This is a genomic window from Parafannyhessea umbonata (assembly GCF_900105025.1).
GTDB classification, from domain to species: domain Bacteria; phylum Actinomycetota; class Coriobacteriia; order Coriobacteriales; family Atopobiaceae; genus Parafannyhessea; species Parafannyhessea umbonata.
Map to the genome: position 1 here is coordinate 1,557,969 of NZ_LT629759.1, position 12,739 is coordinate 1,570,707.

The window sequence follows — 12,739 nt, forward strand, 5'->3', positions numbered from 1 at the left end:
GGAAATTGGATTGAATGGCTAGAGGTCGTCCTCGTCGTCGTCCTCCACGGCGACCTTGAACTCCTGCAGGGCAGCCACGCCCTCGCTCACGACGTCGGCGGCAAGGGAGTCGTCGTCGGCCTCGGGGCTGAGCGCCGCCGTGAGGACGGCCGGCAGGTTCACGCCACCGAAGATGCGGGTCCTGGGCAGGAGCCCCGCCTCGGTGATGGCGTTGATGGCGTTGGTGAGGGGCGACCCACCGATGATGTCGCCGAAAAGGAACACGGAGTCGCCGTCGCCGATGACCGATATGGTCTGCTTCAGCTCTGCGACGTACTCGTCCGCACCCTCACCATCCTTGAGGGAGCAGCTGAGCACTTCTTCACGATCGCCAGCGAGCATCTTGAGGACGGAGTGGAGTCCCTGTGCAAACGTACCATGGCTGACGAGAACAAGATACCTCATTGCTATCCCTCTCAACTGGGGCAATGTGCCCTCATGGCACGTTAGTCCGCCCGCTCGACACATTCGATTATCACGGTCGACCAGTTTTGTGTAATACTGTTTTTGCCATAGTTTTATAATTTTTGCTTCATTCTCAAAATTGCACTAGACGGATAAAGTATGAATGTTTATGACAACGTTTCTGGTAACGTTTCCGATCCCACCCCGGACAGCCAGCATCCCGTGGCCCAGATCGTGCCCTTCCTGTGCCAGCTCTTCTATGGCTCTCACGGAATTCCGATTGCCGGCTGGTACGGAGAGGAGCGCATCTGCTGCGTCGGCCTTCCCGGCGACGTGATGCCCGATGCCCGCGTCCTGCCGATCGTGCGGGCACAGTCCAGGCCGTACACGACGTACTCCACCCCGGACGATGCGATGTACGGCTACGTGCGCGACATACCGCTGGGAATCGAGTTCATCATCGGCCCGACGTTTCCCCTGGGTCGAAGCGGTCTCGTGCTCGACCACTTCATGAACTTGTCGGACATCCCCACCAGCCGCCGCGAGGAGGTGGCACCCATCCTGGCCAGGATTCCGCGCTACACGTACCAGCGCTTCTGCGCGCTTTGCGGCTTCCTGTACCTCCAGGCAAACGCGATGGTACCCGGGGCGGAGGCACTCGTGGGTGCAACCGACTACGAAGCCATAAACGAGGTGCACCGCATGGCGTCGCAGCAGCGCGACAGCTTCAGCATCGAGCAGAGCATGCTCATCCGCAACGACATCACGCGCCTCGTGCGCGAGGGCGCCGTGGACGAGATCTGGACGGGCCTCGGCAGCCAGTCGTACCTCGACAACCTCGTGAACGAGCTCTCAACCACCATGGGCAGCGGCAACCTGCGCATGGCGAAGGACGAGTTCATCATCGACGCGACGGAGACGTTCCTCCATGGCGCCATACCCGGCGGGATCGGCCTGAAGCTCGGCCTGCAGATGCTGTCCGCCTACGTCGCCAAGTGCGAGGACGCGCAGTCCGAGGCAGAGGTAGCCACCCTCCTGAACGCGATGCTCATGGACGTCGCGACCGTGGTGAACGACGTGCGCACGCCCACGGGCATCGGCCCCGAGGTGCGCGAATGCATCAAGATGATCGCGGACGACCTGGCAAACGTCCCCACGATAGAGCAGATGTGCCACAGGATCGGCTGCAGCACGTCCTACCTCACGAAGCACTTCAAGAGGGAGACCGGCCTCACCATCAACCAGTACGTGCGCTACCGGCGCATGGACGAGGCAAAGCGCCTGCTGCGCTACACCAAGTACTCGCTGAGCGAGATAAGCGACCTCCTGGGATTTTCGAGCCAGCCCTACTTCGCGACCACGTTCAAGAACGAGACCGGCATCACGCCAAAGCAGTACCGGATCGCCGTGAGCAACCCGGACTACGAGGAGGACATCTAGCTAGAACAGGAGCATCCAGAGCGAGAAGAGCGCGCACACCGCCGTGACGCCCGCCCAGAACATGAGGCGCCTTCGGCAGTCCTCGCGCGCCATCACGAGGGCCTCCGGCGTGACGTACGGCTCGGCATGGCCGCACGTGCGGCACTGGGCCAGCTGGTCGTAGCCCACGTTGCCGATGGCGCCGGTGATGTCCCAGAAGCCGGGCTTCGCGGCCGCGGGGTCTGCGCCCTTCTCGCACAGGCGGACGTTCTTGCTGCCACACTCCGGGCACACACGCTCCGTGGGTCGCGCCGCACACACCTTGCGGTATCCAACAAGCGAGAGCGCGGCCAGCGCGGCGGAGGCGACGAGTCCCAGCAGGACGCCCCACATAAGCTGTGCGGACAGCACGACGAGCGTGACGATGGCGGCGATCACGATGAGGATGACGGGGAGCATGCGGCCTCCTGGGTAGGCGTGGGCTGGTTGCCGCGCGGGCGACATTGCCCATTATAGGGCCAGGGCCTACTCCCGGGCGAAGCTCAGGCGCACGTACGAGACGAAGCCCGCGACCTCCTCGCCCAAGTCCCCCTTGCGGTGCGCGATGTAGAGGCTCCGCTTGCACGCGGCGGACGGAATCTCGTACGACAGCAGGCGCCCCTCCCGCACGCGGTCGCGCACGGCGCGCTCGGAGACTATCGTGACGCCCAGGCCGCTCTCCACCAAGTTCTTTATGGTCTCCTGGTCGTTGATGCGCGCACCCACGTGCATCAACGACTCCTCAATCCCAAGGTCGTCCAGGATCCGGTCCACCACGGAGCGGCTCGCGCTGCCCTCGCGCCTGAGCAGGACGTTCCTCCTAAGGAGAAGGTCACGCACGCCTGCCGCGTCCGGCTCGTCCATGCGGTACTCGTCCGTGGCCGGCGTCACGAGCACCAACCGGTCCTGCGTGAACGACGTGCACAGCAGCGACTCCTCGTCCGCCGGCATGCCGATGAGCCCCACGTCGTACACGCCCTCGGTAAGCCCGCTCACAACGTCCCGCGAGTCCCCCTGATAGATATTGAAGCTCACGTTCGGGTGACTCTTGGAGTACCCGCTCAGGATCGAGGGCAGCACATAGGCCGAGGGTACGGAAGAGGCGCCAAGGTAGACGGTGTTCTTCTCGCGCGCGGTGCCCTCCTCCACCATGCGGTCGCGCATGGAGAGGATGCTCACGGCCTGGTCAAACACCTTCCTGCCCTTGGGCGTGAGCTCGACACGCTTGGACGTGCGCAGCACGAGCGGCACGCCAAGCTCCTCCTCGAGCATGCGGATGTGCGTAGAGACGGTGGGCTGGGACACGCCCAGCCTGGTCGCCGCCTTCGTGAAGCTCTCGTACCGGGCGACGGTTATGAGGGACTGCAGCTGCTTGAAATCCATGCTTGCCTACCAATCTAGTCTTGATCGGCCGCGATGCGGCCATCATAGCGCACGCTGAGGGCGACCCACTCGGGGCGAATCTCCCAGAGCCCTGCCTGCACGAAGCGCCTTCGCCATCGAGACCATAGTCGCAATCCATGAGTGCGATAGGCTCATTGAGAAATTCTATCGCGATTAGATTCTTGAAGTATTATCACGTTCAGTCAATAATTCCTACGCTAAACGGAACTCAGTTCTTGGTATAGTGGCTCTCAGCATCCAGACTATTAGATATTTGAATGTGTATAAGCGATTCGCAGACAGACGTACCTCAACTGTGTCAGACGGAGGAGGCGCCTTGGGAAGGTCAAAATACACAGAGGAGGAGCGCACGGCGATCGCCGCATCGTTCATTAACGCGACAAGAGAACTCATTGACGAGTCCGGGATCGATGCGGTCTCGATCAGGAAGGTCGCGAACAAGGTCGGTTGCAGCAGCGCGATGCTCTACCTGTACTTTGCGGACCTTGACGAGCTCCTGACCCTCGCTGCCGTCAGCTACCTGGAGGACTACTGCAAGGATCTCGTGTTGAAGGTCGACGAGAACGAGGACGAGGAGTCCAGGTACTATCGCACCTGGGAGGTGTTCTGCCGTCACACGTTCAGGCACCCCCTCGTCTTCAAGCGGCTCTTCTTCGAGGGTGACACCTCGCGGCTCGACGAGCTCGTGAAGGAGTACTACACCATCTATCCCAGGCAGCTGAGCAACATCAGCGGCAGCGTCCTGAAGATGGTCCTCTCCGGCGACCTGGCGGCCCGCAACATGACCGTCCTGGAGCCCTACGCCAAGAAGCTCGGCTACTCGCAGGACAAGACGGCCCTCTTGAACGACGTCACCATAAGCTACTTCCGCACCTGCCTTGAGAGGGCAGAGCCGCTTGACGACGAGAAGGACCGCGACGCGCTAAGAGAGAAGTTCATGAGAGGGCTCAGGTTCCTGACGCACCACAGCGCGGATAGGTAGCGAAGGCACGCCGAGAAGAGCAGGGACCCCGTGGCGCAACGTTGCCGCGGGGTCCCTTTTCTGCCTTTCTAGCTCGCAATCGCCTGGATGGCGTCCGCGGCAGCGTCCACGTCTTCCTCCGTATTGAACCACCCGAAGCTGAAGCGCACGACGCCCTGCTCCCTTGTGCCAAGTGCCTCGTGCATGCGCGGAGCGCAATGGGCGCCAGGACGCGTCGCGATGTCGTAGGTGGTCGCGAGCTCGTCCGACACCGCCGCGGAGTCGTAGTCCCTCACGTTGAGCGCAACGATGGCCGCCCGCTGCGGCACGGGATCCCGCACGACGTCCCCGTACAGGGTCACGCCCTCCACGTCACGCACCCGCTCAAGGAACCGGAGCATCAGCGCGCGCTCGTGGGACGCTATCACGTCCATTCCCGTTCGCTCGATGAAGTCGAGCGCTGCCGAGAGGCCGGCTATGCCGTGCGAGTTCAGCGTGCCCGCCTCGAGGCGCGTCGGGTATGCCTCGGGCTGCGTGTGCAGATACGAGAGAACGCCCGTGCCGCCCACCTTCCACGGCCTGATCTCGACGCCCTCCGCGACGCACAGCCCGCCCGTGCCCTGTGGCCCCATGAGCCCCTTGTGGCCCGTGAAGCACAGGACGCCGATGCCGGCGGACTCCATGTCTATGGGCACGGTGCCGGCAGTCTGGGACGCGTCGACGACAAGCACCAGTCCCCTCTCGCGGCAGAACCTCCCGATGCGCTCGATGTCCACGAGGTTGCCCGTGACGTTCGAGGCGTGGTTCACGACGACGAGGCGCGTGTTTCTCCTTACGAGACGAGCGAAGGCACCGTAGTCGAGCACGCCCTCCCTGTTCGCGGGGACGAAGTCGACCTCGACGTCACGCTCCGCCTGCAGGCGGTAGAGCGGCCTCAGCACGGAGTTGTGCTCGAGATCTGTCGATATGACGTGGTCGCCGGGGTTGGCAAGACCCATGAGGGCGATGTTGAGTGCCTCGGTCGAGTTCGCGGCGAAGCACACGCGCTGCGGGTCCGACACGCCGAATAGGCTCGCGAGCTGCCTGCGGCAGACGAAGTCTGTGCGCGAGGCCGCAAGGGACTCTGCGTGGGCACCGCGCGAGGCGTTGCCCATGGACGTGAGGGCGCGTGCCACGGCGTCCACGACCTCGGGCGGACGCATCATGCTCGTGGCGGCGTTGTCAAGGTAGATCATGTTGCGACCCAGCCTATCCTGTTGCGGACGCACCTATATGGTGACGAGGTACGTCCTGTCGTATGCGATCCCCGCGTCGTCGAGGGCCTTCGTGAGGGCCTCCTCGTCCTTTGGGTCCGCCTTCCACGAGAGGCCACAGCCCTCCGAGATCTCCCTGGGAAGGGGGATGATGCGTCCCGGAAGGCCACGCTCCTGAAAGCACGCTTCCGCGGCCATGGCCGCGGAGGTGGACGAGAACGCAATGACGCACGCGGGCTTCTTCCTCAGAGGCATGCGGACCTACGGACGCACGACGAGGGACGCGTTGTTGAGCGTCTCCGCGATCGAGTACATGTTCGTGACCTCGCCGACCTTCAGGGTGTCTGCGATGCCGTAGTGATTCAGGCAGGTGCCGCAGGTCATGATCTTGACGCCGGCCTCCTGCAGCCCCTCGAGGTCCTCGAGGCAGGGCGAGCCCTCGCACGTCAGCTTTGCGCCGCCGTTGTAGAACAGGATGGTCTGCGGCAGCTCCTCGAGCTGCGTGAGCGCGAACACGTACGCCTTCATCAGCTGGCGGCCGAGCTGCTCGTCGCCCTCGCCCATCTTGTCGGAGGTGATCTGCACCACGACGTTGCGCACGGGGGCGACGCCGCACGAGGCGCCCTCGCCGGAGGCAGAGCCCTTCAGCCCATCCTCGCCCACCACAAAGGTGAGGTCGTACACGTCGTCGTGGGCCGCGACCTCGACGGACGCGCCCTTCTCGGCAGCCATGTTCTTGAGGTTCGAGACCGCGGTCTCGTTGTCTACCGTCGTCACGACCGTTCCGGCCCCGCCAAGCTCCTCCAGCGCCTTGATGGTCATGACCACGGGCAGCGGGCAGGCCTTGCCGCGCGCATCGATCCTCACAACTTCCTCGCTCATGGCAAACGCTCCTCTCTTTAGGCCGACGCATCCTCTGGCGTCGGCGGCTTGCATGCATATCTACCAATACTAATGCCCATGCGGGCACGAGCGACGACTCCTAGCCTAGTCCTGCGGACGCCTGAGCACAACGCGGGCGTCTCCCACCAGACGCGTGTAACCGGCGCGGTCATAGGAGTCCAGGAAGAGCCCCGCGAACTTGCGGGACGCCCCGATCCTGTCCCTGAACTGCGCGATGGTGACCGGCTCGCCGGAGGCCGCCATCTGCATGAACGTATCGAGCCCGCGCCTCCACACCTTGGCGGAGGCCATTGTGGTGGGCGTGAGCGACACGATCTCGCCGTCGGCGCGCATCCTGTCGAGCACGGGGGCAAGCGCGGGCTCCCCGCCGCCGACGCGCGCCACGAGCTCGTCCGTCTCGAGCGGCTCGAATCCCGCCTCCTCCACGGCCGCGACAACGGAGTCGTGCAGGCGCAGCTGCTCGGGCGAGAGCGTCGCCTCGAAGTCGGGAAGCCTCGCGAGGCGGCCGTCCACCACGAGGCGCCCGCGTGCCTCGAGCAGCCCCACAAGTGCGTCCGCACGCTCAGGACTAGACGAGAAGAGCCTCGTCCTCAGGGCCCCCAGCCCCATGCCGCGCTCGAGCGCATGCTGCTCGTGGTATTCCGCCAGCACGGCGCGGGCGTCGTCCTCAAGGCGCCCAAGCACGTCGGCGGCCACGTACGCGTCGCCCGCCGCCTGCACGAGCCCCCGCCCGCACAGGGCGGAAAGCGACGTCGCGCACTCCTTCGGAGAGAGGTTCTCCGCGACCTCGAGCTCCGGCGCCGTGGCGCAGCGCACGCCCGCATCGCGCACCCGCTGGAGCAGGCGCTCTTCTCGACTGCCGTTAAGCGCGCGCAGCCGCCGGAGCACGGGCTCGCTGTTGCGCCGCGCCCTGCCGGGGGCGATGTCCAAGATCGTGCCACCGCCGATGGTGACGACGGGCGAGAAGAACCTGATGATGAACCTGTCGTGGTTGCGCGCGGTGACGGGGCGGTCGAACACGAGCTGCGCAAAGCCGTCCTCGCCAGGCGGCAGCGCGTCCGCGTCGAGCAGGCGCACGCGGCACATCAGCTCCCCCGTGCCCGTGTAGAAGTGGACGCGTGAGGAGTTTCGCACGTCAAACGGCGAGTCGCCGGAGACCACCACGTGCGTAAGGAGCCTGTCCGCCTGCCGCAGCGTGCCGGGCTTCGCCACGATGCACCCGCGGCTCACCTCCTTGCGCTCCACGCCCTGCAGGTTCGCGGCGACGCGCATGCCGGCCGACATGCTCTCGGCGGCCTCGTTGTGGTTCTGGAGCGAGCGGATGCGCGTGAGCTTGCGCTGCGGGTAGACCTCCACCTCGTCGCCCACGCTCACCGTGCCATCCACGAGCGTGCCCGTGACGACGGTGCCAAACCCCTTGATCGTGAACGCGCGGTCCACGGGCAGCCTGCAGGCCCTGTCCTCGTTTCTGGGCCGCACCTGCTCCACCAGGTCCGCGATGCGCTGCTTCAGCAGGTCGATGCCCTCCCCCGTGACGGCCGAGACCCTCACGACGGGTGCATCCTGCAGGAAGGTGCCCTCGACGTGGTCCAGGATGTCCGCCTCGACCATGTCGGCCCAGTCCGCCCCTACCGCGTCGCACTTCGTCATCACGATGATGCCGCGCTCCACGCCCAGAAGGCCCAGGATGTCCAGGTGCTCCTGCGTCTGGGGCATGAAACCCTCGTCAGACGCCACGACGAGAAGGACCACGTCTATGCCCGTGGCGCCAGCGATCATGTTCTTCACGAGCGCCTCGTGGCCCGGGACGTCGATGATGGACGCCCTCTGGCCGTTTGGCAGCGTCAGCTGCGCAAAGCCTATGTCGACCGTGATGCTGCGCTCGCGCTCCTCCTTGAGGCGGTCGGTGTTCGTGCCGGTCAGCGCGCGCGTGAGCCACGTCTTGCCGTGGTCGACGTGGCCCGCCGTCCCTATCACGACGTGCTTCATACCGCGCCTCCCCGCCCGGTGCGGCCGCGCACCACGGCGCCGAGCGCCGTGCGCACGAGCTTTTCGTCGCCGTCTTGCAGCGTGCGCCCGGACAGAAGGACCGCGTCGTCGCGCACGCGCGTTATGACGGGGACCGTCTGCGCCCTGAGCCCGCGCTCAAGCTCGTCGGCCGAAAGGCCGTCGACGCGAAGCGACAGCGCCGCGCCCGGAAGCTCCACGCCCGGGAGCGAGCCGCCACCCGCCTCGTCCTTTACCTCGACCACGTCAAACCACTCCGCGGGAAACTCCTCCTCCAGGCACGCGCGCACGCGCACGACGCGCTCGCGGCACTCCGGGCGCCCAAGCGAGAGCATGTGCAGCGTCGGGACCTCCTCGATTGCGCGCGCGGGGTTCAGACAGGTCTGGAACGTCATCTCCAGGGCCGCGAGCGAGAGCTTGTCGACCCTGAGCATGCGGCACAGCTGGTTGCGCTTGATCTTCTCGACCAGGTCCCTCCTGCCCACGATGATGCCCGCCTGTGCGGAACCCACCAGCTTGTCGCCAGAGAAGCTCACGACGTCGGCCCCCTCCTCGAGGGCAGCGCGCACCGAGAGCGCGGACGGTATGCCCACGCTGACGGGCGGGACGAGAAGAGCCGCTCCGGCATCGTAGATCACCAGGGGACGCGGGTCCTGCGCCGCCGCGATGCGCGCAAGCTCCGGCACCGAGACGGACTCCGTAAAGCCACGCATCACGAAGTTGCTGGTGTGGACCTTCAGGAGCGTCGTCGCCCCGCCGTCACGGATCGCGTCCTCGTAGTCGCGCACGTGGGTCTTGTTCGTCGTGCCCACCTCGATAAGGCGGGCGCCGCTGCGCGCCATGATGTCCGGCACCCTGAACGAGCCGCCGATCTCCACGAGCTCGCCGCGCGATATCGCGACGGCCTCCCCCTTGCACAGGGTGTCCAGTACCAGGAAGACGGCTCCGGCGTTGTTGTTGACGACGCACGCGGCCTCCGCGCCCGTGAGCTCGCAGATAAGCTCCTCCACGTGCGCGTAGCGACTTCCGCGCCGGCCCTGCTCGAGGTTGTACTCGAGGTTGCAGTAGCCGCGCGCCACCTGCGCCACGTGATTGGACACCGCCTCGCCTAGCGGCGCGCGTCCCAGGTTCGTGTGCAGCACGATGCCCGTGGCGTTCACGACGCGCTTCAGGTGGAAGCGGCCGCGGCGCGACAGCCGGGACGCAACGTCTTCCGCCGCCTGGGCCGCGTCCGGCACGGACTGTGCCCTACCCGCGAGGACGTCCGCCCTCAGGTCGTCAACCCAAGACCTCGCAAACGAGCGAACCTGCTCGTAGGGCATGGTGTCGCACAGGCGCGCAAGCGCGTCCTGGGCAAGCAGCACGTCAATCTTGGGAATCCTGCGAAGCAGCTCCCTGTCCGCCACGGCTCCTCCTATCAAAAAAAGCGCCCGGTCGCTCTGACCGGGCGCCCGTCGACGCTGGCGGGAGCAGGTGGGAATCGAACCCACCCGAGCAGCCTCCTGCTCATACTGGTTTTGAAGACCAGAGGGCGCACCAGTCACCCTTCTACTCCCAAAGAGAGGGTACGCACTCAACCTCTTGACATTTATATCATCGCGATTACCTTACTTGTCAATAGGATAATCTAATAATAGGCGAGCGGTCAGGGCGTCCCACGAAAGGGCTGAAACGTCGCATCCGCAACAATCTGACGCCAACGCCTCGCGCATCGCCGCCGCAAGGCGTCCCTCGAAAGCAGGCAGGTCGTCCTCGCACGGCTCGTCCGTGTTCCGTATGCGCGGCGGCCTCACCCACCACACGGGAGCATCCGGCACGTTGCTCTGCACCCACGGCCTGATGCCCGGGAGGTCTGTCACGACCGCCTTGCACCCCGACGCGAGCGCCTCGATCACCACCAGAGGCAGTCCCTCGTAGAACGAGGGTAGCACGAACAGCTCCGCCCGGCGGTACTCCACCGCCAGGTCCGCCTGGCTCAGCCTCCCCAGCAGCTCGACGTGCCACGGGCACTCGTCCACAAGGCGCCGTATTGCCTCGAACTCCGCGTCGTCTCCCCTGCCCCCGGCAAAGCGCAGGTCAAGGCCGCGGCCGTCCATGGCCGCATACGCCCTCAGCAGCGACTCGACGCCCTTCTTCCTCCAGATCTTCCCGGCGTACACGATCCTGCCGGGCTTTCTGGGGGTGTCCGCGCCCGCGTGGAACACGCGGGCGTTGTAGCCGGTGCCCAGCACCCTCACGCGTTCCGGCGTCACGCCCAGCTGCTCCACGATCTGCTCGCGCTGGGCGCCGTGCAGAGCGTACACGCAGTCCAACCTCCGCACCGCCCGCGCGATGCGCTCGCGCTCAAGCCCGTGCTGCGCAAGCTGGCGCAGGCAGGTGGAATGGCAGATGGCGACCACGGGACGGTCGTCCACCAGCTCGCGCACGAGCGCGGTCACCACGTACAGATGGTGACAGATCACGAGGTCTGGGTCGAACTCCTCCACCGCCTCGCGTATCACGCGAGAAAAGCTGTCCTCGAAGGCCGCGAGCATGTCCGGGGTCAGATCCCGGTAGCGTGTCGCGGCATACGGCATCGTGTCCGACATGCCGCACACGTGAAACGGCAGCCCCGGCGTGTCGAAGCGCACCGCGAACACGTGCGCCTCGCCAGGCAGGCTCCTCACCTCGTCGTCCGCGGCAAGGCCGCACACGACCGCCGCCTCGTGGCCAAGCGCCACCTCGCTTCGTACCATCTCGGCAAGGTAGACGCCGCTGCCCGTGGCATCGGGCTTCTGGGCCGTCACGTTCAGAATGCGCATGGCCTCGACCCTCGCCTAGCTCAGGCGCACGCTGGCGCCGTCGAACGACGTCAGCTCGCCCACGACCGCGCCGCGGATGCCCTGCATGGCCAGGCGGTCGACCAGGAGGTTCGCGTCCTTCTCGGGCAGCGCGTACAGCAGCCCGCCCGACGTCTGCGGGTCAAACATGAGGTCGCGCATGCCGTTGGGCATGCCGTCCGGCCAGACGACCCTCCCCTGGAAGTACTGCCTGTTGCGGGCGGTCCCGCCGGGCTGGATGCCCATGCTGCACATCTCGAGCGCATGCGGCAGCACGGGAACGCGAGACGTGTCAAGGCGCGCCGTAAGCCCCGCGCCCTCCGCCATCTCGCACAGGTGTCCCGCGAGTCCGAAGCCCGTGACGTCGGTGCACGCGTGCAGCTCAAGCCCGCGCGCCGCCTCGGCGGCACCCTTGTTGAGCGTGGCCATGTTCCTGATCACGCGCTTCTCCACGGCAGGGTCGCTCACCACGTCCGCCTTGATGGCGGTGTTCAGGGCACCGGTGCCGATCTCCTTCGTGAGAACGAGAAGATCGCCCACCTTGCCCGCGGCGTTCGCCAGGATGTCCTCGGGCCTGGCAAAGCCCGTAACGCACATGCCATACTTGGGCTCGTCATCCGTGATGGTATGACCGCCCGCGATGGTGCAGCCCGCCTCGAGCGCCTTGTTCGCGCCGCCCGCGAGTATCTCTCCCGCAACTTCGACGTCCAGGCAGTTCGGGAAGCAGAGCAGGTTCATGGCCATGGTCGGCGTGCCGCCCATGGCCCAGACGTCGCTCAGGGCGTTCGCTGCGGCAATCTGGCCAAACGTGTAAGGGTCATCGACCATCGGCGGGAAGAAGTCGACGGTATTGATAATCACCAGGTCGTCGGAGACCTTGTAGACGCACGCGTCATCGGACGTGTCATAGCCGATGAGCATGCGCGGATCCTTCTTGTTAGGCAAGTCGCGCAAAACTTGCGCGAGGGCACCAGGTGCCAGCTTGGCCGCTCAACCGGCGGCCTTTGTCATCTTCGTAAGTTCGATCTTCTTTGCGCTCACGTCTGGCGCCCCCCTCCATCATGTTGCATACGATAAATATATCGTGATTAGTAATACCAATCAACAAAGTGGAAGACACCTCCATGAAGTGTCTTCCACCTGATAGTACACCTTCTTCTCAGAGGGCTACCCTATGTAACCCGCGCCCTTCAGCAGCTCGCGAGCCTTGGCCTCGTTCACCTGCGGGGCGAGGTTCTCGAGCATGTGCTCGGCGGAGAGGTTGTTGCCTATCTCGTGCGAGCGCTTGCAGCAGCAAACCAGCTTGCCGTCGAGGTAAAGGCCGAGTGCGCCCTCGTCCTCGATGAGGGAGCTGACCTTCTCGGTACTCACGCCGTCCTTGACGCGTGACATGACACCCTCGCCGATAATCTGCCTTCTATCAAGCGTCCTCACTTCAAGCTCTTCTCCGCACGTATAAAATGTAATCTCGTTCATTAATCGTGGTTACC

The 12,739-nt window shown here is 65.2% G+C and carries 13 protein-coding genes and 1 tRNA gene; 2 read left to right on the plus strand and 12 right to left on the minus strand.

Annotated features, from left to right (window positions below; genetic code table 11):
• Positions 1-18 precede the first annotated feature (18 nt).
• Entirely contained in the window at positions 19-444 is a 426-nt protein-coding gene (locus tag BLT96_RS07030; RefSeq protein WP_090845889.1) for a PTS sugar transporter subunit IIA, read from the minus strand.
• A 159-nt stretch (positions 445-603) separates the two neighbouring features.
• Here BLT96_RS07030 and BLT96_RS07035 point away from each other — a divergent pair, with 159 nt between their 5' ends.
• Positions 604-1,884 carry an AraC family transcriptional regulator gene (locus BLT96_RS07035; protein ID WP_090862993.1) on the plus strand — a complete coding sequence of 427 codons (1,281 nt, stop codon included), beginning with the start codon at positions 604-606 and terminating at the stop codon, positions 1,882-1,884.
• On the opposite strand, the gene BLT96_RS07040 is transcribed toward BLT96_RS07035, so the two are convergent.
• Complete coding sequence (locus tag BLT96_RS07040) at positions 1,885-2,322, minus strand: hypothetical protein (RefSeq protein WP_090862996.1); 438 nt, start codon at positions 2,320-2,322, stop codon at positions 1,885-1,887. It lies immediately after the preceding gene.
• Between the two features lie 66 nt (positions 2,323-2,388).
• Positions 2,389-3,285 carry a selenium metabolism-associated LysR family transcriptional regulator gene (locus BLT96_RS07045; RefSeq protein WP_090862999.1) on the minus strand — a complete coding sequence of 299 codons (897 nt, stop codon included), beginning with the start codon at positions 3,283-3,285 and terminating at the stop codon, positions 2,389-2,391.
• A 337-nt stretch (positions 3,286-3,622) separates the two neighbouring features.
• Between BLT96_RS07045 and BLT96_RS07050 the strand changes: the two genes are divergently transcribed.
• Positions 3,623-4,288, plus strand: a complete 666-nt coding sequence (locus BLT96_RS07050) for a TetR/AcrR family transcriptional regulator (RefSeq protein ID WP_157692189.1) — start codon at positions 3,623-3,625, stop codon at positions 4,286-4,288.
• Positions 4,289-4,356: 68 nt separating this feature from the next.
• Here BLT96_RS07050 and BLT96_RS07055 read toward each other — a convergent pair whose 3' ends face one another.
• From BLT96_RS07055 to BLT96_RS07095, 9 genes are all read right to left on the minus strand, one after another.
• Positions 4,357-5,502 carry an aminotransferase class V-fold PLP-dependent enzyme gene (locus tag BLT96_RS07055; RefSeq protein WP_090863007.1) on the minus strand — a complete coding sequence of 382 codons (1,146 nt, stop codon included), beginning with the start codon at positions 5,500-5,502 and terminating at the stop codon, positions 4,357-4,359.
• Positions 5,503-5,535: 33 nt separating this feature from the next.
• Positions 5,536-5,775: a putative Se/S carrier protein gene (locus BLT96_RS07060; RefSeq protein ID WP_197674334.1), complete on the minus strand. Its 240-nt coding sequence runs from the start codon at positions 5,773-5,775 to the stop codon at positions 5,536-5,538.
• Between the two features lie 6 nt (positions 5,776-5,781).
• On the minus strand, positions 5,782-6,402 hold the full coding sequence (gene yedF / locus BLT96_RS07065; RefSeq protein ID WP_090863010.1) for a sulfurtransferase-like selenium metabolism protein YedF: 621 nt from the start codon (positions 6,400-6,402) through the stop codon (positions 5,782-5,784).
• Positions 6,403-6,507: 105 nt separating this feature from the next.
• The gene (gene selB / locus BLT96_RS07070; RefSeq protein ID WP_090863013.1) at positions 6,508-8,412 is read right to left on the minus strand and encodes a selenocysteine-specific translation elongation factor; all 1,905 of its coding nucleotides are present in this window, start codon (positions 8,410-8,412) and stop codon (positions 6,508-6,510) included.
• The gene (gene selA / locus BLT96_RS07075; RefSeq protein ID WP_157692190.1) at positions 8,409-9,836 is read right to left on the minus strand and encodes an L-seryl-tRNA(Sec) selenium transferase; all 1,428 of its coding nucleotides are present in this window, start codon (positions 9,834-9,836) and stop codon (positions 8,409-8,411) included. The genes selB and selA overlap by 4 nt, the downstream gene beginning before the upstream one ends.
• Positions 9,837-9,891: 55 nt before the next feature.
• A tRNA-Sec gene (locus BLT96_RS07080) sits at positions 9,892-9,986 on the minus strand.
• A 51-nt stretch (positions 9,987-10,037) separates the two neighbouring features.
• On the minus strand, positions 10,038-11,231 hold the full coding sequence (locus BLT96_RS07085) for a glycosyltransferase family 4 protein (RefSeq protein WP_090863018.1): 1,194 nt from the start codon (positions 11,229-11,231) through the stop codon (positions 10,038-10,040).
• A gap of 15 nt (positions 11,232-11,246) precedes the next feature.
• Complete coding sequence (gene selD, locus BLT96_RS07090) at positions 11,247-12,260, minus strand: selenide, water dikinase SelD (protein WP_272867364.1); 1,014 nt, start codon at positions 12,258-12,260, stop codon at positions 11,247-11,249.
• Positions 12,261-12,416: 156 nt separating this feature from the next.
• Complete coding sequence (locus BLT96_RS07095) at positions 12,417-12,683, minus strand: hypothetical protein (RefSeq protein WP_157692191.1); 267 nt, start codon at positions 12,681-12,683, stop codon at positions 12,417-12,419.
• Between the last annotated feature and the right edge of the window lie 56 nt (positions 12,684-12,739).